Here is a 25510-nt window from a genome sequence, read left to right on the forward strand (position 1 = left end):
CGCTCTGCCCAATCCCTGGGCATGCCGGCGAGAGCCCCCGAGCCGACGCGAATTAGGTTAGCCTAAGTTCTGCTCGGTCGTCCCATCGGATGATGCGGATCACGCTGTGACATCGACGGGATCTGGGTCTTGTGTCCGACAAAGATTAGGCTACCCTACCCAAATGGCGCGAACGTTCGTGTTCGCCATGACCAGCGGTCGGGGACGACACGCGGTATGACCACTCGGTCGCTCACCCGACCGGAAGACGATCACAAGGACCGACGCCACGTGTTGGCGAGAACGGGAAACGAGAATGTCGCAGAACAGCGTGATCCTGGAAGAATCGGGCTCGACCAATGCGTTGGCCGCCACCGTTCGTGAGGCGATGCTGGCGGGAGACACGAGTCTGTCCGTCCTCGACTCCGACACCGGTGAATGGGTGACGACCCCGTGGCGTGAGGTCCATGCCCGCGCCGAGCAGATCTCCGTGCAACTGCTCGCCGACAGCGAACTGCACGAGCCGCAGGCCCTCGGTCTGATCGGAGACCCCACGGTGGATCTGATCGCCGCCATCCAGGGTGCATGGCTCGCCGGCGTGCCGGTCAGCATCTTGCCGGGGCCGATCCGAGGGGCCGACGAGGAGCGCTGGGCGCAGAACACCTACCAGCGTTTCGTGTCGATCGGCGTCGGCACCGTCCTCGGCAGCGGCGCGCAGCTCGACCTCCTGTCGAAGGTCGAAGGCAGGCTGCACATCGCGCGAGTGGGCGAATACGGCCTCGGGGCCGACACCACGGGCTTCGTCGCGCGCAACGTCAACGGCAACACGATCGCCGTCCTGCAGGGCACCGCCGGCTCGACCGGTGACCCGAAGACCGCGGTGCTGCCCGCCTCGGCGGTCTACTCCAACGCGATCGAACTCGTCAGCCGGCTCGGCCTTCACCGCACGCGCGACACCGGTTTCAGCTGGCTTCCGCTCTACCACGACATGGGCCTGATGTTCCTGCTCGCGGGGATGACCACCGGGATCTCGGCCTACATCGTGCCGAACACGGCCTTCGCCGCTGCTCCTTTCAAGTGGATGCAGTGGCTCACCGAGACCAAGACGACGGTCACCGCGGCGCCGAACTTCGCCTACGACATCCTCGGCCGGTACGGCAAACTGCTGCGCGACGTCGATCTCTCGCACCTGCGCGTCGCGATCAGCGGCGGCGAGCCGATCGACGCCGACGCCTTCGACAAGTTCCTCGAGGCGACCGCCCCGTTCGGCTTCGATCCGTCCGCTGCCGCGCCCGCCTACGGCATGGCCGAGTCCGCGTGCGCGGTCACGATGCCCGCTGTCGGCGAGGGTGCGCACTACGACGAGGTCACCGTGACCCCGCCCGGCGGGGGCGAGCCGATTCGTCGTCGCTACGCGATCCTGGGTAAACCGCTGGGCGGCATGCAGGTTCGCATCGTGGAGCCGAACGTCGACGTCCCGATGATCGACGGGCGCAACGTCGGGCACGTGGAGATCCGCGGCGCATCGATGATGCGCGGGTATCTCGGGGACGCCGATCTCGGTGCGGGTGAATGGTTCTCGACCGGAGACCTCGGCTACCTCGTCGACGACCGGTTGGTGATCTGCGGCCGGGCCAAAGAAGTCATCATCGTCGCCGGCCGCAATCTGTTCCCGATCGAGATCGAGCGGGCCGCCGCCGAGGTGGCCGGGGTCCGTCGCGGCGGTGTCGTGGCGATGGCGCGGGGCGAGGGGTCGGCCCGCCCGGGCCTGGTGATCCTCGCCGAGTACAAGGGTTCCGACCCCGACAAGGCGCGCGCCGAGGTCAACTCCGAAGTCGCGTCGGCGTGCGGGATCATGCCCGCCGAGGTGATCTTCGTCGCGCCGGACTCGGTGCCCCGCACCACGTCCGGCAAGATCCGCCGCCTCGAGACCCGCCAGATGGTCGAAGACGGCACGTTCGAGTAGGTCCGATTTTCCGTGATGCGTCGTGTCATGCCGACGGTCACGAGAATGACAGTGTCTCTCCGGCCTGATCACCGGGCCGGAGAGACACTGTAGAGAGGTTCTCCACATGAGCGAGGTATCGACCAAGGGGCGCGGCTGGCAGGGCGCGGTCATGAAGATCCTGGGCGGTGACGACTACACCTTCACCCTCACCGCGAGGGAATCGGTGACCGATCACTACCTGCGTCTGCGCTTTCATGGGGGTGGGCTCCTCGCCGACGCCACGATCCACCCGACCATGTGGGTACGGCTCTGGTTCGCCGACGGCGGCAAGCTGCATCAGCGTGGCTATACGCTCGTCGATCCCGACCCGGCCACGGACACCTTCGACATCGAGTTCGCCATCCACGACGGCACCGCCGCACGGTGGGCCCAGGAAGCGCAGGTGGGCGAGACCATCGGCGCCACCCTGATGGGTTCCAAGTTCGCCATCCCCGATCCGGCGCCGGCGGGCTGGCTCATCGCCGGCGACACCGCCTCACTCCCCGCGATCAACTCGTTGCTCGACACGCTCGGCGAGTCCGGGGCGGGCGCGACGATCTGGTTCGAGTACCAGCACGAGAGCGACAGGTCGCTGCCGCTGCGGGTCCGTGAGCAGGACACGGTCCACTGGATCCCGCGCGGACGCGACGGTTCGGACCTCGTCGACGCGGTTCGGTCCGCCGCCTTCGACGCCTCCGACCATTTCGGCTGGGTCGCACTCGATTCCACGAGCACTCGCGCAGTCGCGGGACTGTTCCGGGCCGAGTACGGGCTGACCAAGAAATCGGTGAAATCCCAGGCCTACTGGATCGTCGGCAAGTCGTTCGCCTGACCGGCCTGACCGGCCGGGCGCGCTGACACTCCGTCGTCGACGGACTGCCTCGAGGCCGCGCGCCCGGGCGGGCTCAGTCGTCGGTGACCGTGATGGTGACGTCGATGTTGCCGCGCGTGGCGTTGGAGTAGGGGCACACCTCGTGCGCCTTGTCCGCGAGTTCCTGGGCCTGGTCGTGGTCGAGATGGGGCAGTGTCACCTCGAGGTTCACGGCGAGTCCGAAAGCTCCTCCGTCGAGGGCCCCGATGCTCACCTGCGCGCCCACCGACGAGTCTTCGACGTTGGCGCCGGCCTGCTTGGACACCAGGCGCAGGGCCGAGTGGAAACAGGCGGCATACCCGATCGCGAAGAGCTGCTCGGGGTTCGTCCCCTGGCCGGACCCGCCGAGGGCCGGCGGGGTGGCGAGGGCGACGTCGACCTGGCCGTCGCTGGTGCGGCCGTGTCCGTTACGGCCGTCGCCGGTGGCGATTGCTTCGGCGGTGTAGATCGCTTTCATGGTGTTCTCCTTGTGTGACGTGGTTCAGGTCCACTGATTGAGTTGCGCGGTGAGGGCGTCGAGACTCGAACGCAAGTCGTCGATCGCCTCCGGGGACAGATCCGTGCACGAGGTGAGACGCCGGGGAATCGGAAGCGCGCGTGCGCGCAGCGCCTTGCCGGCCGGTGTGAGGTGGATGGCGACCCGACGTTCGTCTCCCCGCGAACGGCGACGCTCGATCAGATCCTGCGCCTCGAGCCGTTTGAGGAGAGGAGACAGTGTGCCGCTGTCCAGTTCGAGCAGGTCGCTCAACTCGCTCACGTATCGGCCGTCGTGGTCCCACAGTGCCAGCATCACCAGATATTGCGGATAGGTGATCCCCAGTTCGGTGAGGAGTGGCCGATAGACCGCGGTCGCTGCGCGAGACGCCTTGTACAGGGCGAAGCACAGCTGCTGATCCAGGGACAACTCGTTCACATCTGAAAAGTATCACGCAATTGAATTGTGCACAACCTAAATCTCGATGTTCAGCGGTGCGGGTATGTGGGAGTCCGGGTGCTCAGTCGAGGATGTCGAAGACCACCGGCGCGTGGTCGCTGGCGCCCTTGGGCTTTCGGGCGTCGCGGTCCACCCGCGCGCCCACGATCCGGGTGTCCAGGGCCGGGGAGCAGAAGGCGTAGTCGATGCGCATGCCCTCGTTGCGCGGGAAACGTAGTTGGGTGTAGTCCCAGAACGTGTAACCGGGTGCGTACGGCAGCGCGGAGTCGACGAGGCCGTCATCCAGGAATCCTTGCACCGCAGCACGTTCGGGTGGCGTGACATGGGTCCGGCCGTCGAAGTACGCCCGGTCCCAGACGTCGTCGTCGGTCTGTGCGACGTTCCAGTCGCCCGCGAGCATCATCTCCGCGGCCGGATCATGCGCCAACCGCAGCGCGATGTGGGCACGGAGGGAGTCGAGCCACTCCAGCTTGTAGTCGTAGTGCGGGTCCGCGGGGGTGCGGCCGTTGGGTACGTACAGACTCCACACGCGAATTCCCTTGCAGCGCGCCGAGATCGCCCGTGCTTCGCGGATCGGCTGGCCGTCGACGGGGTGTGTCGGGACTCCGTCGAAGGCGATCTCCACCTCGTCGAGCCCGACGCGGGAGGCGATCGCCACTCCGTTGTAGGCGCCCTGACCGATGTGGGCGACGTCGTACCCGGCGGCGAGGAAACTCATCAGCGGGAACGCGTCGTCGTGGCATTTCGTCTCCTGCAGGGCCAGGACGTCGACGTCGGCGCTCTCGGCCCACGCCACGACGGACTCCGACCGGGCGCGGATCGAGTTCACGTTCCAGGTGGCGATCCTCATCGGATGCTCCCCGGTGACTCCGGCATTTCCGGGGCGAGGTAGCGGTAGGTGTGGTGCAGCCCGAAACCCAGGCGGCGGTACCACGATCCGGCCAGCCGGTTTCCGGACTCGACCTGCAGGTAGACCGAGTCGGCGCCGTGGCCGATGCCCCAGGCCGTCAGGGCGACGACGACGGACGCGGCCAGTCCGCCTCCGCGCCGGCCCGGGTCGGTCCACAGTGCGGTCAATCCCAGCCACCGGCGTCCGTCCGGCGACTCGGTCACCGAGCCCCGTCCGATCGCCGCCGCGTCACCGATGGACGCGAAGGCCAGCGGGCCGTCCCCGGCGGTCACCACACCGGCGGCGGCCTCGGGCCGACCAGACGCGCGCCCACCGGTATATGCGCCCAGCCACCGGGTGTCCGGGACGGTCTCGAGTCGTACTGTGTGCGAGGGAGTTCCGCCGATGCGCGCGTGCAGCTCCGATAGGTCGGCGGTCAGCATCTGTACCTCGACCCCGGGTTCCCCGGCGACGGCGGTCGGCGGGATGAGTCGTTCCGGAAGGGCGAGCAGAACGGGGAGGTCGCGATCGGCGTACCACTCGCCGATGCGTCGTAGGGTCGGTGCGTCCGGACGCGCGTGCCGCGCGAGGGGCACCGCCGAGTTCGCGCGCCTGGTGAATCCGTTGCCGGCGCGCAGGAGCCACCCGTCGATCCACTCGGAGTCGACACCGGGCCAGGCGGCGGCAGCAGCGTGTTCGAGGGTGCGGATCTCACTGTTGCGCACGGGTTTCGCGGACAACAGGCGGACCGAGGTGATTGCGTCGAACGGGATGGACAACTCTTCGTCGTCGCGTCGGATCCGCAGGGGGCCGGTGTCGTCGAGCAGGACGCCGGTCACATCCGACTGGGCGGCCGCGGGATCACCCCGCCAGTCGGCGGGGGTGGAATCGCCCAGCAGATACCGAACGACCACCCGGTCGCCGACGACCGCACCCGACCTCGAGACCTCCACGCGCGGAAGCGAGATCAGTCGTCGTCGTGGCCGAATGGGTCGGCGACCTCGCCGGGCGTCCACGTCAACCCGGGCACGCCCCACTGGTTCCGCTTGATCGCCTTCTTCGCGGCTCGGGCGTTGCGCCCCATGAGGACATCGACGTAGAGGAAGCCATCGAGGTGACCGACCTCGTGCTGGAGCATCCGCGCGAAGAACCCGGTGCCCTCGATGGTCACCTCCGCGCCGGTCCGGTCGACGCCGGTGACGCGCGCCCAGTCGGCGCGACCGGTGGGGAACTGCTCCCCCGGCACCGACAGGCAGCCTTCGTCGTTGTCGTCGGGATCCGGCATGGTCTCGGGGATCTCGGAGGTCTCCAGCACGGGGTTGATGACCTCGCCGCGGCGTCGTTGCGCGGTGCGGTCGCCGTCGGGACAGTCGTAGACGAACATCCGGGACCCGACCCCGACCTGGTTGGCGGCCAGCCCCACGCCGTGCGCGGCGTCCATCGTCTCGTACATGTCGTCGAGAAGCGCGATGACCTCATCCGACGGACGGCCGTCGGCGTCGAGAGGGACCGGTGTGGTCGGCTGGTGCAGGACCGGCTCGCCCACGATGCAGATCGGGAGAATCGCCATGGCGCTCACCTTAGCGCTGCTCAGGGCGCAGGAACGACGCCGGGTACGGCGTCGCGGATGGCGTCACCGGCGGGACCGGGAATGCCCGGGAACAGCGTCGACTGCCAGTCGAAACTGTCGACCGGCTCGGTCACCACCGTGCCGGCGCACGACCCCCGCAGCGAGGTCGTCACGTTGGCGATGATCGTCGGGTCACGCATCTCGATCGTGTGGTCGAAACCGGTGTTCGCGAGGGGGACCGGTGAGTAGGCACGGCACTGCGCGGTTCCGTCGAGGCGTCCGTCGGTCCATTCGCCGTCGCTCTGCACGACCGAGTAGCGGGTGGGTCCGGGGGCGTCGGGGCCGCGGTTGAGGGCGGTGATCGCGTCGGCGTACATGCAGGTGTCGTAGCCGGCGTCGCGCGGCTGCGCGCAGCCGCCGGGCGAGCCGTACTGTGCTGTCCCGATGGCGACGTATTCGTCGACCACGGCGGACCCGCCGAGGAACTTGAGGTAGTGCCGGGCGCCGAGCCCGCCCGCGCTGTGGGTGACGAGGCCGATCGACGACGCCGTGCCGGCGAAGGGGGCGACGGTCCGCTGGATGAGCCGGGCGTCGGACGCGACGTCGCGTCCACCGGCGTGCGCGTACACCACGGTGTTCCCGTCGGCGCGGATCGCGTCGGCGAGCGGACGGAACGTCTCCTCGTTCTGTGCGTCACCCGCATAGAGCTGCTGACCGGGCACGATGACCACGACGCGGTCGGCGGGCGCCGCGAGGGCGGGCGCCGGGAGTGCCGTCACCGCCGACGAGATCGCGGCCGTCGACGCCAGCGCGGCGATGGCTCCAACCAGTGCTCGACGGGACCGTGTGGCCCCGGATCCCGATGTCGTCATCTGTGTGCCCCCCGATCGATGGCATCCCCGGGGACGGAGATGTAAGGGGAGCCTAACAGTGGGCGCCGTCACGCGGAACGGGCGGACTGCGCACCGTGGCGAGTCACAGCGCGATCGGACCGGCCTGCCGTGGTTAGATTGTCTGCGAACCACACCGCTGTCATTCGTCGCCGTGAGGAGACGTCTGCACCCGCGTCGCGCAGCGAATCGGTGCACGTCAGCGGTGGTGTGAGGTCGTTGACTGTATCTGAGGGAGTGAGATGGACGGCGCAGCTGCGCGTAGCCAGAAACAGGGCGATCAACCCACCCCCGACAAGAACGCCGGGACCGGGGCAGAGGGCGCGCCGCTCGACCCACACGAGGTCGGCGCGGACGGCCTGAGCCGCCGCGAGCACGACATCCTCGCGTTCGAGCGGCAGTGGTGGAAGTACGCCGGCGCCAAGGAAGAAGCGATCAAAGAGCTGTTCGGGTTGTCGGCGACGCGCTACTACCAGGTGCTCAACGCGCTGGTGGACCGCCCCGAGGCGCTCGCGGCCGATCCGATGCTCGTCAAACGCCTCCGGCGGCTGCGCGCGACCCGTCAGAAGGCCCGTGCGGCTCGTCGTCTCGGCTTCGAGATCACCTGACACGCTGAACCCGGTCGCCCTCGCACGGTGCGTTAAGGTCGTCGGTGATGAATGCAGACCGTGAGCCCAATCGCCTGCCGCTGCGCGCGGGGGCGATGATGCTCTTCGCAGTCGCCGTCGTCTTCATCGGCCTCGGCTGGCATTCCGCGGCGACCGCGGGAAACGACTCGCCGACGACCGAGGCCGCGACGACCGTGACGCCGACGCCCACCTCGACGTCGCCGTCCACGAGTGCGGCATCGACCGGCAAGCGGTTGTGCGTGATCAACGCCGGCCAGGTCGCGGGCCTGGCCTCCGACGTGACCGAACTGCTCCAGGCCAAGGGCTATCAGATGGCCGAACCCGGCAACTACACCGCGGGCGGGTTCAGCGAGAACACGATCTTCCATGAGGACGACACGGACAAGTCCCAGGCCGACGAGGTCGCCGCAGCGCTGGGCGGGGAGGTCGCCGTCGAGGAGCGTCCGACCACGTTCACGCGCTGCCGGGGCGGTATCCCGGTGATCGTCGTGACCGCGGTCAGCGGCGCGTGACCGGTCGTGACCCGAGACCGTCGCCCGCGACAACGATGACGACACACCCTGATCCGTAAAACCGCAGCCCGATCCCGATAACGATGGCCCGCCAACCAAGGAGTGACATGTCCGGACGTTCCAAACTCGCCGCGCCCCGCGCCCTCGCCGCGTTGGTCTCCGCGGGACTGATCGGCGTGGCACTGGCCGGGTGTAGTCCCGACCAGGAACCCACGGATGTCCCCGGCACCACGCCGCCCGTCGTCTCCGACGAACCCCTGCCGCCCGGCGCCGAAGACGACGTCGACGGCGAGCCGAGCGGCCAGATCGCCGTCGCCGAGATCAAGGACACCTCCGGCAAGGTCGTCGGCCAGGCCACCATCACCGCGGCCACCGAGACCGCCGAGCCGGTCACCGTCACCGTGCGCGTCACCGCCGGTGACCTGCCCGCCGGGTTCCACGGGATGCACATCCACGAGAACGGCACCTGCGACGCGGGCGCCGGCGGTTCGCAGGCGTTCACCTCGGCGGGTGGGCACCTGCAGGTGGACGGCAACACCGATCACCCCTCGAGCGGTGACCTGGTCTCGATCAACATCCTCGAGGACCACACCGGCCGGACGGTCACCACGACCGACGCCGTGACCATCCAGCAGCTGATCGGCAAGACGATCATGATCCACGAGAAGCCGGACAACTTCGGCAACATCCCGGCCGACAAGTACCCGGGCGGCGCGAACCCCGACACCCTGAAGACAGGCGACGCCGGCGCCCGTATCGCGTGCGGTGTCATCGAAGAGCAGAGCTAGGCGTCCTGGCTCCGTCCGACGCCACCGCGCACATGACACCGATCGAGTTCGACGGGTCACCGACCCCCACCCTCGGGGTCGAATGGGAGTTCGCCCTGACCGACAAGGTGACCGGCGACCTGTCGAACTCGGCGGCGGCGCTCTTCGCCGCCGTCGGTGAGCGCCATCCCGACTTCGCCGGCAAGATCCACAAGGAGTTGCTGCGCAACACCGTCGAGCTGGTGACCGGCATCTGCCGGACCGCGGGCGAGGCGATCGCCGACCTCACCGACACGCTCGGTGTGGTGCGTGTGCTGACCGAGGAACTCGGCGTCGATCTGTACGGCGCGGGTACTCATCCGTTCGCGGAGTATTCGACGCAGCTGCTCACCGAGGGACACCGGTACGCCGAGCTGATCGAGCGCACCCAGTGGTGGGGGCGGCAGATGCTGATCTGGGGCGTGCACGTCCATGTCGGGATCAGCCACCGCGACAAGGTGTTACCGATCCTCGACGCGCTTCTGAACTACTATCCGCACCTGCTCGCGCTCTCGTCGTCGTCGCCGATGTGGGCCGGCCAGGACACCGGCTACGCGAGCAACCGCGCCATGATGTTCCAGCAACTCCCGACCGCCGGATTGCCGTTCCAGTTCCAGACATGGGCGCAGTTCGAGGCTTTCGTCGCCGATCAGAAGACGACCGGGATCATCGACCATCTCAACGAGATCCGTTGGGACATCCGACCTTCCCCGCATCTGGGCACCATCGAGGTCCGGGTCTGCGACGGCATGACCAACCTCGGCGAGCTGTCGGCGATCGTCGCGCTCATCCACTGCCTCGTCGTCGACCTGGATAGGCGGTTCTCGGCGGGGGAGACGCTGCCGACGATGGCCCCCTGGCTCGTCCAGGAGAACAAGTGGCGGGCGGCGCGATACGGACTCGATGCCATCGTCATCCTCGACTCGGACTGCACCGAGAAACTCGTGACCGACGATCTCAGCGCTCTGCTGGAGCGCCTCGAACCCATTGCGCGCGAGCTCGATTGCGTCGACGAACTCGCGGGCGTCGACCGCATCGTCTCGCAGGGTGCCAGCTATCAGCGGCAGCGTGCGGTGCACCACCGGACGCAGTCGATGCGCGAGGTGGTCGCGTCGGTGGTGGCCGAACTCGACGCGCCCTGACCATCGTTCGGCAGCTTTCCGGCCGGTTCGGGCCTAGAGGGCAAGGCCGGCGGCGAGTACGACGAGTCCGAGCGCGGGGACCACTCCCTGCTTGAGCGCGGCCGCGATCTTGTCGGGGCTCGACACGGCCAGCACGAGTGCGGCGGCCGCCATCGAGGCGGTGCCGGTGATCACGAGCGTCGCGCCGATCGCGGTCGATCCGCCGATGACGAAGGCAATCCCGACGAACACGGTGATCGCGAGGAACAGGTTGTAGAAACCCTGGTTGAACGCGAGCTCTCGCTGCGCGCCCGCCTGTTCCACTGTTCCGGTGCCGAACGTCGCGCGTGCGCGCTTGCTCGTCCAGGCGATCGACTCCAGATAGAAGATGAAGACGTGGACGAGTGCCGCGACCGCGGCGAGCACGAGACCTGCGATGACCATGCCCGTACCCTACGAGAAAACGCCGCCACCCGATCCGGAGGGTGCGGCGGGGGTCGGGCGCTCAGTCGCGGTCCGGTGACTCCATGTCCCGCTGATCGATGAGACCGTCGCGGGCCCGCTGCTCCTGATACGCCAGCCGGCCGATCCGGTGCGCCACGACGGGCGCGGTGATCAGCGCGAAAAGCCCGGCGAGCACGAGCATCCCGCTGTCCACGTTGTCACCGAGCCGCAGCACGGCACCCAGCAGTATCAGGAGCAGGCCGAAGGTCTGCGGTTTGGTGGCTGCGTGCATGCGGCTCAGGGTGTCCGGGAACCGGACGAGTCCGATCGCGGCGGTGACCGCCATCAGACAGCCGATGAGGAGCAGCGTCGCGCTGATGATGTCGACGATCATGTCTGGTCGTCCCGCACCCGGAAGCGCGCGATCGCGACCGACCCGACGAAGCTCAGCAGCGCCAGGGCCACGATCGCGGGCACCACCGTCGAATCACGGCTGAAGGCCGCCCACGTCCCCAGACCGCACATGCACAGCGCGATCAGCACATCGAGCGCGACGAGGCGATCCAGCGTGGTCGGGCCGCGCAGGATGCGGACCATCGTCAGCACCGTGGCGACGAGCAGCATCGCGGCCGCGATCGGCCACACGTAGCTCATGAGTCCCCCCGTTCCCGATCGGTCTCGGCCGGCTGCGCGTCCGGCTCGGCCTCCTCGGATGCCGGCGCGGTGTCCACCGAGCGGTCGACGGCGCGGACGTGGTGGAAGTCCTCGTCGATGCCGTGGAACGGGCTCGGATGCCATTCGCTGTCGCGCTCGAAGGCCTTGATGAACATGCGCTCGACGTAGGCGACCTGATCGTAGAAGCCGCGGACCTTCTTCTCCGACCGCACGTCGAAGACGTGCACGTAGAGCATCCGGCGACGGTGATCGATCTCCAGGACCATCGTGCCCGGCACCAGGTTGAGGTAATCGACCGCCAGCGTCAGCACCATGTCGGACTTGATCGCGACGCGTACGCGGACGACGGCGCCGAGCGGTGGCCGACCGGGACGGATCGCCATCCAGCCGATCTGCACACTCGACACGAAGAAGTCGACGACCAGACGGAACACCAGCTGCAGGACCGACAGCGGATGGATGCGACCTTCGACCGGGACCCGCGGCAACGGCAGCGCCGTCAGCACCAGGGTCGCCAGCACCACGCCGCCGATCACGTTGGCCCAGGAGATCGTGCCCCACAACAAGACCCAGACGAACGTCAGCCACGCGATGGTCCACAGCCGGACCGCGACCTCACGGCCGTCGCTCCCCAGCCACTTCGGCAGGCGGGTGTGCGACCGCAACCACACCAGGGCGCCGATGAGGTGCCAGAAGAAGAACAGCAGCGACACGCGCCACAGGTTGATCACGACGGACAGGACCGGGCCCTTGGTCGACACCACCGGTGCGCGGCGTCTCGTCGCGCCCGTTCCCTGTCCGCGATCCTCGGCGCTCATCGGGTACCACCTTCGCCGAGGACCGCGTCGACGTAGACCGCGCGGTCGACGACGTCGGTGGCCGCATGGTCGGTGAAGTCGAAGATCGGTCCGGCCCACAGGGTCAGCACGAGTCCCGCGGCGACCATCGCCATCGTGGGCAGCACCATCATCACGGGCATGCGGCCGACGTCCTCACGATCGGAGAAGGCGGCGTCGTCGGTGCTCTCGTCGATGAGTGCGGAGGGACCCTTGTCGGCGAGCTCGCCCTCGGGGGCGTCGGCGCGTGGCCGCCAGAAACCCTTGGTCCAGATGCGGGCCATGACGTAGAGGGTGAGCAGGCTGGTGATCACCGATCCGGCGACGAGGGTGAAGGCCAGCACGGAGCCGTCCTGGGTGCCCGCCTCGAGGAGGGCGACCTTGCCGATGAAACCGGAGAACGGGGGAATGCCGCCGAGGTTGAGTGCGGGCACCAGGAACAGGATGGCCAGCAGGGGACTGGCGATCAGGCCGCCGAGACGGCGCAGCGAGGCCGAGCCGGCTTGTCGTTCGATCAGTCCGACGACCAGGAAGAGCGTCGTCTGCACGAGGATGTGGTGGGCGACGTAGTAGATCGCCGCCGACATCCCGAGGTCGGAGGAGAGCGCGATGCCGAAGATCATGTAGCCGATGTGGCTGACGAGGGTGAACGACAGCAGACGTTTGATGTCGGCTTGGGCGATCGCACCGAAGATGCCCACGAGCATCGTCAGCAGTCCGGCGACCATCAGCACCGTGTCCATCGACCCGCCGGGGAACAGCAGCGTGTGCGCGCGGACGATCGCATAGACGCCGACCTTGGTGAGCAGGCCGGCGAACACGGCGGTGACCGGGGCGGGGGCCGTGGGATAGGAGTCGGGCAGCCAGGTCGACAGCGGGAACACCGCCGCCTTGATGCCGAACGCGACGAGCAGCACCGCGAACAGTGCGTTGCGGGTTCCGTCGGGCACGTCGTCGAGGCGCACGGCCATCTCGGCGAGGTTCAGGGTGCCGGTCGTCGCGTAGGCGAACGCGATGCCCGCGAGGAAGATCAGCGACGACACCATCGAGACCATCACGTACGAGGCGCCGGCACGGACGCGCTCGGCGCTGGCGCCCAACGTGAGCAGCACGTAACTCGCGGTCAGGAGGATCTCGAACGAGACGTAGAGGTTGAACAGGTCGCCGGCGAGGAACGCGTTGCACACGCCCGCGGTCAGGATCAGGTAGGTCGGCAGGAAGATCGACGTCGGCTGCTGGGCGGTGCCGTCCCGGATGCCCTGGCCGATCGCGTAGACGACGACGCACAGCAGCACGATCGTGGACACGACCAGCATGAGCGCCGCGAGCTGATCGACGACCAGCGTGATGCCGAGCGGTCCGTTCGGGTAACCCTTGTCGCCCCAGCCGCCGATCGCGACCGCGAAGGTGCCGTGGCGATCGGTGAGGTAGAGCATGATGCACGACGCGACGAAGGCGACCGTGATGGCGACGATCGACACGAACCGCTGGAACTTCGGACTGCGACCCAGCAGCAGCGAGACGGCGGCGGCGCCGAGCGGTACGAGTGTCGGCAGGGTGATCAGGACGGGAATCCACGACTCTTGCGGGATCATCGGTCACCCCCGTCCTCGTCGGCCTGCTTCTTCTCGTGGTCCGGTCGGTTCTTCTTGTCCGGCCCGACCACGTCGCGGTCGGGCATCTCGTGCTGGTCGATGACGTCGGGATCCTCGTCGTCCTCGCCGGACCCGTCGGGAGCCGAGACGGCGGCCTTGGCGCCCACCTCGTCCGGACCGAGTTCTCCTGGGCCGTACACATCCGGCCCCGCCTCACGGGAGGCGCTCTGCTGAGTGGTCTCGGGGTCCGGTTCCTCCTCGGCGCCGCCGATCTCGTCGATGACGTCGGAGTCGGTCGGCATGATGTCGGTCTCGTAGAGCGCGGCATGGCGGGCGGCGGCCTGCTCCGGCGTGAGGGGATTGCCCTCGTCGTCGAAGTAGTCGCCGGTGGGTGTGTCCGAGTGGGTCAGGGGATCGTCGCTGCGATCGCGGTCGGGTGCCGTGCCCAGTGACCCGCTGAGGATCTTGACGTCCTCCTCGTCGTCCTCGACGTCGTCGTCGTCGCGGTTGATCACGAACAACCGGTAGACCAGGGCGAGCACGAAAGCGGCGACGCCCATCATGATGACGATCGCGGTCAGGACCATGCCCTGGGCGAGTGGGTCCGCGTCGCCCGGCCGGTTCTCCGACGTCCGGCCCATGATCGGTGGGTTCCCCATGCCGCCGGACACGACGATGATCATCAGGTTGAGTGCGTTGCCGACCAGCAGGAGCCCGAACAGCATCCGGACCAGACTGCGTTCCATCAGCAGGTACACGCCGCACGCCGCCATCGCGCCGACGACGAGCATCAGCGGGAGATTGGTGGTCATCGACTCACCTGCCCGGTGGTCGCATCCGCGTCGTCGCGGGTCGTGTCGCCGTTTCCGGAGCTGTCGGTGCCGGAGTTGCCGTTGCGGTTGTTCTCGATACGCGCCGCGGTGCGCGCGATGGTGGTCTCGACGTCGAGACGTGCGCCGAGGCTGCGCAGCACGTCGAGGACGAGACCGACCACGATCAGGTAGATGCCGAGATCGAAGAACAGGGCGGTCACGAACTTGATGTCGCCGAGGACCGGGACGGTGACCTCGAAGACCGCCGACGAGAGCGCGGGCGCACCGAGGAACATCGAGACGATCGCCGTCGTCGCCGAGACGGCCAGTCCGGCGCCGAGGATGCGACCGGGCTCGATCGGCAGGGCCTCGCCGAGCTCGTAGCGTCCGCCCGCCAGGTACCGCAGCACGAGCGCGAGGCCCATGGTCAGGCCGCCCGCGAAGCCGCCGCCCGGCGCGTTGTGACCGGCGTAGAAGAAGTAGATCGACAGCACGACCATCGTCGGGAACAGCAGGCGGGTGGTCGCCTCCAGCACCATCGACCGGTGGCGCGGGTCGCGCAACCCGGAACCGAGCAGCCACGTGGTGCGGTCCGGTGGGATCTGATCGTCGTCGTCCCCGTTGTCACCGGACTGCAGGCGCGCGGCGTCGGCCACTCGCGGCGCCGCTCCGAAGCGGCGGTTGCGGAAGACCATCGACGCCACGCCGGTCGCGGCCGCGATGAGCACCGACACCTCGCCGAGGGTGTCCCAGGCGCGGATGTCGACGAGCAGGACGTTGACCGCGTTGGCGCCGTGGCCGTATTCGTAGGCGGCTTCGGGCAGGTCGACGTGGAGGGGTTCGGTCGAACGCGCGGACGCCGCGAAGAGGCCGATGAGGACGAGCATCGCACCGAAGGCGAGTCCGATGAAGGCGCGCAGCGGCTTGAACCCGGTGGCGTGACGCTTCTCGGGTTCGGCGGGCAGCTTGCGCAGGACCAGCACGAAGATGACCAGGGTCAGCGTCTCCACCAGGAACTGGGTGAGAGCAAGGTCGGGGGCACCGTACAGCGCGAACAGCATCGCGCAGCCGTAGCCGGTGATGCCGACGACGAGGGTCGCCGCCAGGCGGTTGCGCAGCAGGACGGCCGCCAGCGACGCGGCGACGATGCAGCCGCCGATCACCACCTGTACCGGGGTGGCCGTGTAGTCGATGTTCAGCCGGTCGCGCGCACCGAGGAACAGCACGATCGTCGGCAGCAGGATCGCGGTGCACAGGATGACGCCCTGCGTGACCGGGAGCGAACCGCGCTGGGTGTTGCGGGTCAGCAGCAGCGACACCGTGTCCGCGCCGCGCAGCGTCGCGTCGTAGATGCGGTCGGCGTTCACCAGCGGGCGGAACCCGAAGACCCGGTCACGAACACGCCGGACCCCGAAGAACAGCAGTGCTCCGCCGACGATGACGATGATCGAGAAGACGACGGGCAGTCCGAATCCGTGCCACAGCGCGAGATGCTCGAGTTCGTGCCCGTAGCCGTCGAGGGTCTCGGCGTACGGCTCGAAGAGGTCGCCGAGCTGCGGACTGAACACGCCCGCCGCCACGCCGGCCACGGCGAGTGCCACCGGTGAGAAGTAGAACGGCCACGTCGGCGGATGCATCTTGGCGACCGCCGGACTGGGATTGTTGCGCAGCTTGCGACCGAAGGCGCCCCACAGGAACCGGAGCGTGTACGCGCAGGTGATGATCGAGCCGACCAGCAGGACGATGTCGACGGCGTGGGCCTGCCACGAGGCGAACGCCCCGGTCTCCCACACCGACGCGAAGGCGGTCTCCTTGCCGACGAAGCCGAGCGTGACCGGGATGCCGGCCATGCTGGCGCCGGCGACGGCGGCGGTGATGGCCAGTCCCGGGAGTCGATGACCGAGCCGGGCGAGTTTGCGGACGTCGCGGGTACCGGTCGAGTGGTCGATGATGCCGACGACCATGAACAGCGACGCCTTGAACAGTGCGTGGGCGACGAGCATCGCGATGCCGGCCATGGCGACGTTCGCGTCGCCGATGCCGACCAGCACCGCCATGAACCCGAGCTGGGACACGGTGCCGAACGCGAGGATGAGTTTGAGGTCGAGTTCGCGCAGTGAGCGCCAGCCGCCGAGCACCATCGTCACCATGCCCAGTCCCACCACGGCGACCTGCCAGCTGATCGTCACCGAGAATGCCGGTGCCAGCCGCGCGATGAGGTAGATACCGGCTTTGACCATCGCGGCCGCGTGCAGGTAGGCGCTGACCGGGGTGGGTGCGGCCATCGCGCCGGGCAGCCAGAAGTGGAACGGGACGATGGCCGACTTGGTGAGGGCGCCGATGAGCAGCAGGACGACCGCGATGTCGACGTAGACACCCGTCGGCGGGGCCGAGATGATCTCCGAGAGCAGGTAGGTGCCCGAACGCTCGCCGAGCATGATGATGCCCACGAGCATCGCCAGACCGCCGAAGGTGGTGACCAGCAGTGCCTGCGTGGCGGACCGTCGAGCCGTCGCGCGCACCCCGTAGAAGCCGACGAGCATGAACGAGAGCACGGTGGTGAGCTCCCAGAACACGTAGAGCACGAGCATGTTGTCGGAGATGACGAGGCCGAACATGGCCGCGGCGAAGCCGACCATCTCGCCGCCGAACACCGCGACCCGAGGGCGGGCGTCGTCGAAGTAGTGCGCGCAGTAGCAGAGCACCAGCGCGCCGACCCCGAGGATCAGCACCGACAGGATCGCGGTCAGGGTGTCGAAGCGGGTGACGATGTCCATCTGCAGCGACGGGACCCAGCTGACCGTCTCGACTCGGGCGGCGGCCGCGTCGGCCGGGGGCCAGTTGAGGACGACCCAGATCAGCGCGCCGAGCGGTGCGAGCGCGAGGACGTAGAAACCGCGGGTGCCCATCCAGTGGATGACTGCGGGCGCGACGAGTGCGCACACTGCCAACGCAGCCAACACGGTGATCAAAAGGGCACTCCGTCTTCCTCCCGGCGGGGTGTCACGGGCGAACACCCGCGGTCGCTACTTTACCGTTGCCCGTATGTTCCGGTTCGACTGGCTCCGGCGTACCGCCGTCATCACCGCCGCTGCCCTGCTGGTATTCGGCCTCGTCGCGGGTTGTGCGGACGAGGAACAGGCCGGTCCGGACGGCGTCCAGCTGCCGTCGGATTTCCCGGTCACGCAGGTGCCTCTCATCGACGGTCACGTGCTCTCCGCCGGTGGCAGTCGCTCCGACGGCTGGGAGGTCACGGTGCAGGGTCCGGTCAATGCCGGCAATCAACTCGAGGCCGCGACCGAGACGCTGACCGAGGCCGGCTTCGCCGAGTCGCATCGGTCGACCGAGGGCGGCCAGTCCGTCGTCGTCATGTCCGCGACCAAGGAGGGCGCGACCTACTGGGTCCAGATCGGCGCGTCCCCGCAGGCCGCGGGCGGCGGGTCGTCGGTCTTCTATCTCGTCAACGTGGAGTAGTCCGCGCCGCTCCCTCGTCGTCGATCGGTCACGACCGCCCGATCCACCCCGGCTGTGCCCCCACGGGAAGCTGCGATACATCGGACACAAGATGTCAGCTGTTGACCTAACACCTTTCGGTTATTAAGCTGCGTTGTGACCCGCTTCACAGGCGGCGCAACGGTGTGGTCCGCGCTGGTCGCCGCGTATTCCTCGAGGGAGAACTGCCTTTCATGACAATCACAGAACAAGTGACCGATCCGCTCGCCACCGTGTCCGATCGCGAGAAGGTGTTCGTCGGCGGCCGCTGGGTCGAATCGACCGGCGACGAGTGGATCGAGGTCGTCGACTCGTACTTCGAACGCACCGCCGCCCGGGTCCGGGCCGCGACGGCCGAGGACATGGGGCGTGCGGTCGAGGCGGCCCGCACCTCGTTCGACAAGGGTGAGTGGGCGCGCAAGCCCATTGCCGAGCGTGCCGCGGTCATCGACACGATCGCCGACCGGCTCGAAGCCCGGACCGCCGAGCTGACGACGCTGGGCATCGTCGAGGTCGGCGTGCCCGTCCCGGTGAGCGCGATGACGCAGCAGATGACCGTCGGACTGTTCCGCGCGGTGGCCGAGGAGGCCCGCAAGGTGACGCTCCGCGAGGATCGGACGCGGGCCGACGGCGGGATCTCCCGCATCCTCAAGGAGCCGAGCGGCGTGGTCGCGGCCATCATCCCGTGGAACGGCCCGATCGGGACGATCGCCTTCAAGGTGATCCCGGCCCTCGCCGCCGGGTGCTCGGTGGTACTCAAGACCTCGCCCGAGGCGCCCCTGTCGCCGTCGGTCTTCGCCGACGTGGTCGGTGAACTCGTCGACGAGGGTGTGATCCCCGAAGGCGTTCTCAGCGTGGTCGTCGCCGATCGCGAGGTGTCCGAGGCGCTCGTGACCGATCCACGGGTCGACCACATCACGTTCACCGGGAGCACCGCGACCGGCCGCCGGATCATGAACCTCGCCGGCGATCGGGTCGCGAAGGTCTCGCTGGAGCTCGGCGGCAAGTCGGCGGCCATCATCCTCGACGACGCCGACCTGAACACGGTGATGCAGAACCTGCCGATGGCGGGTTGCCTGCAATCCGGACAGGCCTGCATCGCCCTGACGCGCGTGCTGGTCTCGCGGTCGCGCCACGATGAGATCGTGGAGGCGTACAAAGCTGCCCTGGGCCTGATTCCCATCGGAAACCCTTGGGAGGAAACGAATTTCCTGGGACCGCTGACCTCCGCGCGGCAGCGGGACCGGGTGGAGGGTTACATCGAGGCGGCCAAGCAGGACGGCGCCGAGATCGTCTACGGCGGTGAGCGCGTCGGCGATCAGGGGTTCTTCGTCCAGCCGACGATCGTCGACAACGTGCGCAACGACATGACCATCGCGCAGGAAGAGGTCTTCGGTCCGGTCATCTCGATCATCACCTACGAGGACGAGGACGACGCCGTGGCCATCGCCAACGACTCCGAGTACGGGCTGTCGGGTGCGGTGTTCACCTCGGACGTGGAGCACGGATTCGAAGTGGCGCAACGTATCCGGACCGGAACCGTGAACGTGAACACCTCGGTCATCGACTTCACGCTGCCGTTCGGCGGGTACAAGCAGTCGGGTGTGGGTCGCGAGGGTGGCCCCGAAGGGCTCGAGGAGTTCTTCGAGCTGAAGACCGTTCATCTCCCGGCACCGCAGCCGTCCGCCTGACCTCCATAACCGAATAGGCCTGCGGGCGTGGTGATCCCATCGGGACCGCCACGCCGGCAGGTCCGAGTATGCGACGGCGTGGCCTTCTGTCACGCCGTTTCGCCATGCCCGGATCCCGTGTCGTGCGGTCGTCGTCCGCTCGGCTCGGTGGACGTAACACAGTGCGGCAACGTGCTTCTCGACTTCCCAAGCTGCTGACAAATATCGCTTGACGTCTCATGTCTTTCGGCTTACCGTGGTGATACGGGGGTGGCGGGCGTCACAGTATCGACAGCCTCCAGCATCACCCACCACTCCGTGATCCGCGCGGTGTCGAGTTGTCCGAGAAGGCATCTCGGGCGGCATCCGCTCTCTCCATCGAAGCAAGGAATCGAACTCATGAAACTCGAAGGCAAAGTTGCGCTCATCACCGGCGCGGGTTCCGGCCTCGGCAGGCAGTCGTCGCAGCTGTTCGCCGCCGAGGGTGCCAAGATCGCCATCGTCGACATCGACGGAGATCGTGCCGAGCAGAGCGCGAAGCTCGTCGAGCAGCAGGGTGGCGAAGCCATCGCCATCACCGCGGACGTCGCCAGCAAGTCCGACATCACGGCCGCGGTCGATCAGACCGTCGCGCACTTCGGCAAGCTCGACATCGCCTGGGCCAACGCCGGAGTGGTGTCTCGCGGCGGCGTCCCCAGCGTCGCCGGCGGCGAGCAGGTGAACTTCGAGGACCTCACCGAAGAAGACTGGAACAACGTCCTCGGTGTGAATCTCAGCGGCGTGATCTTCACGGCCCAGGCGGCGGTGCCCGCGCTCAAGCGCAACGGCGGTGGCACCATCATCGCCACCTCGTCGGCCGCATCGTTCCTCGCATACCACCAGATCGCGCTCTACTCGGCGACCAAGGCCGGGGTCAACGGCCTCGTCCGCGGCCTGAGCCTCGACCTGGGCCCCTACGGTATCCGGGTGAACGGCATCGCGCCGGTGCACGGTATGTCGCCCAACTTCCTGATGCCCGCGGGTTCGCCGGTCGTCGGGCAGTCCTACGAAGAGGTTGCGGGACCGTGGGATCCGTACGTGTCCCCGATTCCGCTGAAGCTCAACCGTCCGCCGTCACTGGTCGACAACGCCAAGATCGCCCTGTTCCTCGCCTCGGACGATGCGGCCTACATGTCCGGTCAGGTCATCAGCTCGGCGGATGGCGGAACGCTTTCCCGCGTGGGTATGTGGTTCCCCGAGGACCTCGACCAGAAGAACCCGAACGCCTGACCATGTCCCCTCAGCCCAGCACTCTCACCGTGGATCGCGTGGCGTGCGCCGGGCACGGCCTCTGCTACGGGGTCGCCCCTGATCTGATCGATGCCGATGATCAGGGCGACCCCGTGGTGCCCGAACGCCCTCTCGCGCCGGGCGAAGCGGCTCTGGCCCAAGAAGCCGTCGCCATGTGTCCAGAACGCGCACTGGCGCTGCAGACCACCGAAGCCCCCACTCCCAAGGACCAGTGATGACAACTACGGAACGGTCCCGCGAGGACGTCACCGTCGACTTCGACGTGTACGACCAGTCCATCGCAGCCCCGATCGATCGATTCCAGGAACTCGCAGCAGACCTCGCGGCCAAGGGCCCGGTGGTCTATTCCACCGCCCACGGCGGCCACTGGATCGTGACCCGCTACAGCGAGATCCACGAGGTTCTGCGCGACGCAGAGACCTTCTCCAGCTACCCCAACAACCTCGTGACCAACGAGGCGTTCGGCAAGTTCATCCCGATCGAGCTGGACCCGCCGGAGCACACCGGCTACCGCAAAGCACTGCAGCCGCTGTTCGGTCCCGCACGCATGAAGACGTTGTCGGACAGCATCCGGGTCGTCGTCAACGATCTGCTCGACGGTTTCGCGCCCAAGGGTGAGGCCGAGTACATCTCGGAGTTCGCCCATGAACTGCCGGCGCGAATCTTCCTGGCCCTGATGGACTGGCCGATCGAGGACGCACCGCTGTTCACCGAGGCCACCGACGTCGTCCTCTTCGGCAAGCCGGGTGGCACCGAGGAGGAGTCGCTCGAGGCGCGCGGCATCGCCGGCATGCAGATGCTCGGCTACTTCCAGAAGATGGTCGACGAGCGCCGCGCGAACCCGGGTGACGACGTCACCTCGCAGCTCATCCACACCGAGGTGGAGATGGAGGACGGACTGCGCCTCCTCACCGACGAAGAGCTGAACCGGATGTTCTTCCTGCTGCTCATCGCGGGACTGCACACCGTCCAGGGCTCGCTGGCGTGGGCCATCGTCCACCTGGTGAACAACCCCGAGCAGCGACAGAGCATCGTCGACGACCCGGACATGATCCCGACGGCCGTGGAGGAGATCCTGCGCATCGAGGCCGCCGTCGTTCCCGGGCGGCGTGCCACGCGGGACGTCGAACTGGGCGGGGTGACGATCGCCGAGGGTGAGCAACTCATCCTCATGCTGTGCTCGGCCAATCGGGACGGTGAGGAGTTCGACGAACCGGACGACCTCGATCTGACCCGGAAACCGAACCGTCACCTCGCTTTCGGCGGCGGTGCGCACCGTTGCCTGGGCTCGCATCTGGCCCGTATCGAGCTGACCATCGCCCTCGAGGAGATCCACCGTCGCATCCCGGATTACCAGCTGGTCGCGTCCGACCCGCCGGTCTTCCACGCAAGCCAGGTCCGGGGTTGTGTGCGGATGCCGATCCGTTTCACGCCGGAATCCTGACCGCCGGTCTCCTCGACGAGCGGTCGTCGACCACCGGTGCGGCGGGTTGCCGTCCTCGCCCGCCGCACCGGTTTCACGTCGGCGCACGATGCGGCACCGCCCGACGGCCGATTGCTCGTTAAAACTTATTACTGTAGGTTTAAGGAGTGTCGGCCCGGCCCGGGCGAGCACGCTCCCACTCGCAACAACCGCTCCATCACGGAGGGAATCATGACCACTTCGCTTCCCCGTCAGGATCGAATCCGACGTGCGCTCGAACTCTTGCGCAACGAGACGACGGACAAGTTCGACGAGCTCGTGCAGTTCGAGCCCGACGAGTTCACCGATCCGGTGCTCGCCAAGGACGAGCGCGACCACATCTTCGGTCGCGTGCCGTCGATCGTCGCGCATGGAAGCGAGATCTCGCGTCCGAATGACTTCGTCACCGTGCAGATGCCGCGCAACAACATCATCGTGGTGCGTCAGAAGGACGGAAGTGTCAAATCTTTCGTGAATCTGTGCCGGCACCGCGGAGCGATGCTGGAGCAGAGCGAGAAGGGCCGCTGCCGGATCTTCTCGTGCGGTTACCACCGGTGGTCCTACGATCCGGACGGTTCGCTGCGGACGATCACACGCGACTCGACGTTCGGCGAGGTGGACCGAAAAGAGCACGGGCTCATCGAGATCCCCACCGAAGAGCGCCACGGCTTCATCTGGGTGGTGGACAACGCCCACGCCGAGATCGACGTCGCGGCGTGGCTCGGACCCGACATCGATCCGATGCTCGCCGAGTACGAGATGGACAAGCTCGTGTGTTTCCGGGCCGGTGGATTCGACGAACCCACCAACTGGAAGATCATGCAGGACGCGTTCCTGGATGGCTACCACATCCAGTACGCCCACCCGAACACCGCCGGCAAGATCATCCACACCAACGTGATGGCGTTCGAGGACTTCGGCCGGCACTGCCGGTTCATCGCGCCGCGTAAATCGATCGACCGGTTCCTCGAAGAGGATCCCGGTGACATCCCGCTCGACAAGTACGTCACCGAGACCCACTTCCTGTTGCCCAACAGCACCCTGCTGCGCCAGCCGGACCACTTCCAGCTCTTGACCTTCCGGCCGCATCCCACCGACCCGACGAAGTCGCGGATGGAGCAGCGGCTCCTGGTGCCGAAGGTCGAGGACAGCGGGATGACGCCGGAGAAGTGGGACCGGATCTGGAACAAGAACTGGGAGATCCTGATCGCGGTGCTGCATCAGGAGGATTTCCCCCTGCTGCGCGACTCGCAGCGAGGCATGGGCAGCGCGGATGCCGGCGACATGCTGCTCGGTCGCAACGAGATCGCCAACCAGGTCTTCCGCCGGGAGACCAAGAAACTCGTCGCGCAAGGCCGCGCCGAACGCAACGCCTGACGATCGCGGTCGGGTCGCCGAAAAGCGTCCCGACCGCCGAACGTCGGATTTATCCTGTCCACGTCAGACGCCTCGCAGCGAATGACGATCCACCGCAGATCCCTTGGTACACAGAGGAAAGAACGAACATGACCGCAACAATCGGCAAAGCACTCGATTGGTGGGCCCGCACCGAAGGCGACACCACCGCGGTGGTGTTCTCCGGCGCGGAGCTCTCGTACCGCGCACTGCGGGACTGGAGCAGTCGCATCGCGCGCCTCCTCGTGGAGACCAAGGGGGTCGCACCCGGCGATCGCGTCGGCCTGCTCGGTCCGAACTCGCTGGAGTGGCCGGCCGCGGCCCTCGGCGTACTCAAGTCCGGTGGCGTGCTGGTGCCGCTCAACAGCCGGTACCGTCCCGCTGAGCTGCGCAAGATCGTCGACGATGCCGGGATCGGCGTCGTGATCGTGGCACCCGGGTTCGAGCAGCTCGCCGAGGACACCTCGGCGGTCGGCGCGCCGTTCTCGGTCGTCCCGTTCGCCGAGTTCGACGCGATGCGAACCGGTGGCGCAGATGACTTCCGGGTCGATCTCGAACCCGACGAGCCGACCACGGTCTTGTTCACCAGTGGATCGACCGGACTGTCCAAAGGCGTCATCCTCACCAACCGCACCCTGATGTCGATCGTCCTCGAGAACACGCTGACCGAGGAGGGTTTCCGGCCGGGGACGACCACGCTGCTGGTACTCCCGCTGGCCTTCACCCCGGGGCTCGTGTACGGACTGCTGATCACCACCGTTCTGGGTGGCACGCTGATCGTCGAACCCGAGCTCAATCCGTCCAACGCCGTCTCACTTCTCGAAAAGCATTCCGTACAGGCGATTTTCGGCGTCCCGCTGATCTTCGAGGCCATCTCGCGGGCTCCGGAGTTCGCCGACGCGGATCTGAGTTCGGTCAAGACCGCCATCGTGGGCGGGGCGGCGGTGCCCGGACAACTGCTGAAGCGGTGGTCGGACAAGGGCGTACTGCTCCGCCAGATCTACGGCATGACCGAGGCCGGGGGAGTGGCCACGGCGACCGTACGCGAGGAGGCCCTGGAGTTCCCGGACCGGTGTGGCACCGGGTCGATCTTCACCGAGGTCAAGGTGTTCAACTCCGCGGGCGAGCCGGCCGCGCCGGGCGAGGAGGGTGAGCTCGTCGTACGCGGCCCGGGTGTGACGCCCGGTTATTGGAACGATCCCGAGACCACCGCGGAGGCCATCCGGGACGGATGGTTGCACAGCGGAGATCTCGGTGTGGCGGATGAAGACGGGCGGGTCCAGTTCGTCGATCGCCTCAAGGACCTGATCATCTCCGGCGGCATCAACATCTCGCCGGTGGAACTCGAGATCGCGATCGGTGCCATCGACGGGGTCGAGGAAGTCGCCGTCATCGCCGCGCACGACGACAGATTCGGCGAGACGCCCGCAGCGATCGTGACCGTCTCCGAGGACATGGAGGCGACGACCATCGTCGAGCACTGCAAGCAGGTGTTGGCCGACTTCAAGGTCCCGCGCTACGTGGTCATCCGGCAGGATCCGCTGCCCCGCCTGCCCAGCGGGAAGATCGCCAAGACCGTGATCCGGGACGAGTACAAGGACGTCGACACGAGGTTCGACCGCGTCCGTTGAGCCAGTCCGCGGCGGCCGGC

Annotated in this window: 26 protein-coding genes; 13 read left to right on the forward strand and 13 right to left on the reverse strand. The window is 67.6% G+C overall.

Translation table 11 applies throughout. The annotated features are described in order from the left end of the window. The first annotated feature begins 295 nt into the window (after positions 1 to 295). Both mbtM and AC3B6C_RS10590 read left to right on the forward strand, forming a co-directional pair. A complete protein-coding gene (gene mbtM, locus AC3B6C_RS10585) occupies positions 296 to 1945 on the forward strand; it encodes a long-chain-fatty acid--ACP ligase MbtM (protein WP_010844016.1) in 1650 nt (549 codons plus the stop codon). Between the two features lie 106 nt (positions 1946 to 2051). After that, positions 2052 to 2798 carry a siderophore-interacting protein gene (locus tag AC3B6C_RS10590; RefSeq protein ID WP_488375955.1) on the forward strand — a complete coding sequence of 249 codons (747 nt, stop codon included), beginning with the start codon at positions 2052 to 2054 and terminating at the stop codon, positions 2796 to 2798. Positions 2799 to 2871: 73 nt separating this feature from the next. On the opposite strand, the gene AC3B6C_RS10595 is transcribed toward AC3B6C_RS10590, so the two are convergent. The 6 genes from AC3B6C_RS10595 to AC3B6C_RS10620 all read right to left on the reverse strand — a co-directional run bounded on the left by AC3B6C_RS10595 (position 2872) and on the right by AC3B6C_RS10620 (position 7102). Then, positions 2872 to 3294: an organic hydroperoxide resistance protein gene (locus tag AC3B6C_RS10595; protein ID WP_010844018.1), complete on the reverse strand. Its 423-nt coding sequence runs from the start codon at positions 3292 to 3294 to the stop codon at positions 2872 to 2874. A gap of 24 nt (positions 3295 to 3318) precedes the next feature. Next, on the reverse strand, positions 3319 to 3750 hold the full coding sequence (locus AC3B6C_RS10600; protein WP_044505774.1) for a MarR family winged helix-turn-helix transcriptional regulator: 432 nt from the start codon (positions 3748 to 3750) through the stop codon (positions 3319 to 3321). A gap of 82 nt (positions 3751 to 3832) precedes the next feature. Further along, positions 3833 to 4621, reverse strand: coding sequence for an exodeoxyribonuclease III (locus tag AC3B6C_RS10605; protein WP_488375957.1), 789 nt, complete (start codon positions 4619 to 4621; stop codon positions 3833 to 3835). Then, complete coding sequence (locus AC3B6C_RS10610) at positions 4618 to 5613, reverse strand: N-acetylglutamate synthase, CG3035 family (RefSeq protein ID WP_488375958.1); 996 nt, start codon at positions 5611 to 5613, stop codon at positions 4618 to 4620. The genes AC3B6C_RS10605 and AC3B6C_RS10610 overlap by 4 nt, the downstream gene beginning before the upstream one ends. 14 nt (positions 5614 to 5627) lie before the next feature. After that, the gene (locus tag AC3B6C_RS10615; protein ID WP_010844022.1) at positions 5628 to 6230 is read right to left on the reverse strand and encodes a peptide deformylase; all 603 of its coding nucleotides are present in this window, start codon (positions 6228 to 6230) and stop codon (positions 5628 to 5630) included. 20 nt (positions 6231 to 6250) lie between these two features. Continuing rightward, positions 6251 to 7102, reverse strand: a complete 852-nt coding sequence (locus tag AC3B6C_RS10620; RefSeq protein WP_488375959.1) for an esterase/lipase family protein — start codon at positions 7100 to 7102, stop codon at positions 6251 to 6253. A 260-nt stretch (positions 7103 to 7362) separates the two neighbouring features. Here AC3B6C_RS10620 and napA point away from each other — a divergent pair, with 260 nt between their 5' ends. The 4 genes from napA to AC3B6C_RS10640 all read left to right on the forward strand — a co-directional run bounded on the left by napA (position 7363) and on the right by AC3B6C_RS10640 (position 10209). After that, the gene (napA, locus tag AC3B6C_RS10625; RefSeq protein WP_010844024.1) at positions 7363 to 7728 is read left to right on the forward strand and encodes a nucleoid-associated protein NapA; all 366 of its coding nucleotides are present in this window, start codon (positions 7363 to 7365) and stop codon (positions 7726 to 7728) included. Between the two features lie 47 nt (positions 7729 to 7775). After that, complete coding sequence (locus AC3B6C_RS10630) at positions 7776 to 8261, forward strand: LytR C-terminal domain-containing protein (protein ID WP_010844025.1); 486 nt, start codon at positions 7776 to 7778, stop codon at positions 8259 to 8261. Positions 8262 to 8368: 107 nt separating this feature from the next. Then, positions 8369 to 9049 carry a superoxide dismutase family protein gene (locus AC3B6C_RS10635; protein ID WP_488375961.1) on the forward strand — a complete coding sequence of 227 codons (681 nt, stop codon included), beginning with the start codon at positions 8369 to 8371 and terminating at the stop codon, positions 9047 to 9049. A gap of 32 nt (positions 9050 to 9081) precedes the next feature. Further along, positions 9082 to 10209: a glutamate--cysteine ligase gene (locus AC3B6C_RS10640; protein WP_055476505.1), complete on the forward strand. Its 1128-nt coding sequence runs from the start codon at positions 9082 to 9084 to the stop codon at positions 10207 to 10209. Positions 10210 to 10242: 33 nt separating this feature from the next. On the opposite strand, the gene AC3B6C_RS10645 is transcribed toward AC3B6C_RS10640, so the two are convergent. From AC3B6C_RS10645 to AC3B6C_RS10675, 7 genes are all read right to left on the reverse strand, one after another. After that, positions 10243 to 10632, reverse strand: a complete 390-nt coding sequence (locus AC3B6C_RS10645; RefSeq protein WP_010844028.1) for a DUF1304 domain-containing protein — start codon at positions 10630 to 10632, stop codon at positions 10243 to 10245. Positions 10633 to 10693: 61 nt separating this feature from the next. Continuing rightward, entirely contained in the window at positions 10694 to 11026 is a 333-nt protein-coding gene (gene mnhG, locus AC3B6C_RS10650) for a monovalent cation/H(+) antiporter subunit G (protein WP_014925224.1), read from the reverse strand. Next, complete coding sequence (locus AC3B6C_RS10655) at positions 11023 to 11286, reverse strand: monovalent cation/H+ antiporter complex subunit F (RefSeq protein ID WP_010844030.1); 264 nt, start codon at positions 11284 to 11286, stop codon at positions 11023 to 11025. Before AC3B6C_RS10655 ends, mnhG begins: the two co-directional genes overlap by 4 nt. Further along, on the reverse strand, positions 11283 to 12125 hold the full coding sequence (locus tag AC3B6C_RS10660; protein WP_488375962.1) for a Na+/H+ antiporter subunit E: 843 nt from the start codon (positions 12123 to 12125) through the stop codon (positions 11283 to 11285). Before AC3B6C_RS10660 ends, AC3B6C_RS10655 begins: the two co-directional genes overlap by 4 nt. Then, the gene (locus AC3B6C_RS10665) at positions 12122 to 13738 is read right to left on the reverse strand and encodes a Na+/H+ antiporter subunit D (protein ID WP_488375963.1); all 1617 of its coding nucleotides are present in this window, start codon (positions 13736 to 13738) and stop codon (positions 12122 to 12124) included. Before AC3B6C_RS10665 ends, AC3B6C_RS10660 begins: the two co-directional genes overlap by 4 nt. Further along, positions 13735 to 14550 carry a Na(+)/H(+) antiporter subunit C gene (locus AC3B6C_RS10670; RefSeq protein ID WP_488375964.1) on the reverse strand — a complete coding sequence of 272 codons (816 nt, stop codon included), beginning with the start codon at positions 14548 to 14550 and terminating at the stop codon, positions 13735 to 13737. Before AC3B6C_RS10670 ends, AC3B6C_RS10665 begins: the two co-directional genes overlap by 4 nt. After that, a complete protein-coding gene (locus AC3B6C_RS10675; RefSeq protein ID WP_488375965.1) occupies positions 14547 to 17522 on the reverse strand; it encodes a Na+/H+ antiporter subunit A in 2976 nt (991 codons plus the stop codon). The genes AC3B6C_RS10670 and AC3B6C_RS10675 overlap by 4 nt, the downstream gene beginning before the upstream one ends. Positions 17523 to 17595: 73 nt before the next feature. Here AC3B6C_RS10675 and AC3B6C_RS10680 point away from each other — a divergent pair, with 73 nt between their 5' ends. The 7 genes from AC3B6C_RS10680 to AC3B6C_RS10710 all read left to right on the forward strand — a co-directional run bounded on the left by AC3B6C_RS10680 (position 17596) and on the right by AC3B6C_RS10710 (position 25490). Then, positions 17596 to 18024, forward strand: coding sequence for a hypothetical protein (locus AC3B6C_RS10680; protein WP_010844035.1), 429 nt, complete (start codon positions 17596 to 17598; stop codon positions 18022 to 18024). Between the two features lie 212 nt (positions 18025 to 18236). Continuing rightward, complete coding sequence (locus tag AC3B6C_RS10685; RefSeq protein ID WP_488375966.1) at positions 18237 to 19733, forward strand: aldehyde dehydrogenase; 1497 nt, start codon at positions 18237 to 18239, stop codon at positions 19731 to 19733. A gap of 378 nt (positions 19734 to 20111) precedes the next feature. Further along, entirely contained in the window at positions 20112 to 20981 is an 870-nt protein-coding gene (locus AC3B6C_RS10690) for an SDR family NAD(P)-dependent oxidoreductase (RefSeq protein ID WP_488375967.1), read from the forward strand. 2 nt (positions 20982 to 20983) lie between these two features. After that, entirely contained in the window at positions 20984 to 21217 is a 234-nt protein-coding gene (locus AC3B6C_RS10695) for a ferredoxin (protein WP_014925232.1), read from the forward strand. Beyond that, on the forward strand, positions 21217 to 22446 hold the full coding sequence (locus AC3B6C_RS10700) for a cytochrome P450 (protein WP_488375969.1): 1230 nt from the start codon (positions 21217 to 21219) through the stop codon (positions 22444 to 22446). The genes AC3B6C_RS10695 and AC3B6C_RS10700 overlap by 1 nt, the downstream gene beginning before the upstream one ends. A gap of 210 nt (positions 22447 to 22656) precedes the next feature. After that, positions 22657 to 23841 (forward strand): aromatic ring-hydroxylating oxygenase subunit alpha, encoded by a 1185-nt coding sequence (locus AC3B6C_RS10705; protein ID WP_488375970.1) that lies wholly within the window; start codon positions 22657 to 22659, stop codon positions 23839 to 23841. Positions 23842 to 23969: 128 nt separating this feature from the next. Then, a complete protein-coding gene (locus AC3B6C_RS10710; RefSeq protein WP_488375971.1) occupies positions 23970 to 25490 on the forward strand; it encodes a class I adenylate-forming enzyme family protein in 1521 nt (506 codons plus the stop codon). The last annotated feature ends 20 nt before the right edge of the window (positions 25491 to 25510 follow it).

This window comes from Gordonia sp. 11cp, assembly GCF_057767225.1.

Coding starts and splice junctions, on each gene's coding strand:
- AC3B6C_RS10620 (WP_488375959.1), bottom strand. CDS start 7,102: ATGACGACATCGGGATCCGGGGCCACACGGTCCCGTCGAGCACTGGTT.
- AC3B6C_RS10690 (WP_488375967.1), top strand. CDS start 20,112: ATGAAACTCGAAGGCAAAGTTGCGCTCATCACCGGCGCGGGTTCCGGC.
- AC3B6C_RS10695 (WP_014925232.1), top strand. CDS start 20,984: ATGTCCCCTCAGCCCAGCACTCTCACCGTGGATCGCGTGGCGTGCGCC.
- AC3B6C_RS10705 (WP_488375970.1), top strand. CDS start 22,657: ATGACCACTTCGCTTCCCCGTCAGGATCGAATCCGACGTGCGCTCGAA.
- napA (WP_010844024.1), top strand. CDS start 7,363: ATGGACGGCGCAGCTGCGCGTAGCCAGAAACAGGGCGATCAACCCACC.
- AC3B6C_RS10665 (WP_488375963.1), bottom strand. CDS start 13,738: ATGATCCCGCAAGAGTCGTGGATTCCCGTCCTGATCACCCTGCCGACA.
- mbtM (WP_010844016.1), top strand. CDS start 296: ATGTCGCAGAACAGCGTGATCCTGGAAGAATCGGGCTCGACCAATGCG.
- AC3B6C_RS10590 (WP_488375955.1), top strand. CDS start 2,052: ATGAGCGAGGTATCGACCAAGGGGCGCGGCTGGCAGGGCGCGGTCATG.
- AC3B6C_RS10615 (WP_010844022.1), bottom strand. CDS start 6,230: ATGGCGATTCTCCCGATCTGCATCGTGGGCGAGCCGGTCCTGCACCAG.
- AC3B6C_RS10630 (WP_010844025.1), top strand. CDS start 7,776: ATGAATGCAGACCGTGAGCCCAATCGCCTGCCGCTGCGCGCGGGGGCG.
- AC3B6C_RS10645 (WP_010844028.1), bottom strand. CDS start 10,632: ATGGTCATCGCAGGTCTCGTGCTCGCCGCGGTCGCGGCACTCGTCCAC.
- AC3B6C_RS10595 (WP_010844018.1), bottom strand. CDS start 3,294: ATGAAAGCGATCTACACCGCCGAAGCAATCGCCACCGGCGACGGCCGT.
- AC3B6C_RS10670 (WP_488375964.1), bottom strand. CDS start 14,550: ATGACCACCAATCTCCCGCTGATGCTCGTCGTCGGCGCGATGGCGGCG.
- AC3B6C_RS10635 (WP_488375961.1), top strand. CDS start 8,369: ATGTCCGGACGTTCCAAACTCGCCGCGCCCCGCGCCCTCGCCGCGTTG.
- AC3B6C_RS10640 (WP_055476505.1), top strand. CDS start 9,082: ATGACACCGATCGAGTTCGACGGGTCACCGACCCCCACCCTCGGGGTC.
- AC3B6C_RS10685 (WP_488375966.1), top strand. CDS start 18,237: ATGACAATCACAGAACAAGTGACCGATCCGCTCGCCACCGTGTCCGAT.
- mnhG (WP_014925224.1), bottom strand. CDS start 11,026: ATGATCGTCGACATCATCAGCGCGACGCTGCTCCTCATCGGCTGTCTG.
- AC3B6C_RS10710 (WP_488375971.1), top strand. CDS start 23,970: ATGACCGCAACAATCGGCAAAGCACTCGATTGGTGGGCCCGCACCGAA.
- AC3B6C_RS10655 (WP_010844030.1), bottom strand. CDS start 11,286: ATGAGCTACGTGTGGCCGATCGCGGCCGCGATGCTGCTCGTCGCCACG.
- AC3B6C_RS10700 (WP_488375969.1), top strand. CDS start 21,217: ATGACAACTACGGAACGGTCCCGCGAGGACGTCACCGTCGACTTCGAC.
- AC3B6C_RS10680 (WP_010844035.1), top strand. CDS start 17,596: ATGTTCCGGTTCGACTGGCTCCGGCGTACCGCCGTCATCACCGCCGCT.
- AC3B6C_RS10660 (WP_488375962.1), bottom strand. CDS start 12,125: ATGAGCGCCGAGGATCGCGGACAGGGAACGGGCGCGACGAGACGCCGC.
- AC3B6C_RS10605 (WP_488375957.1), bottom strand. CDS start 4,621: ATGAGGATCGCCACCTGGAACGTGAACTCGATCCGCGCCCGGTCGGAG.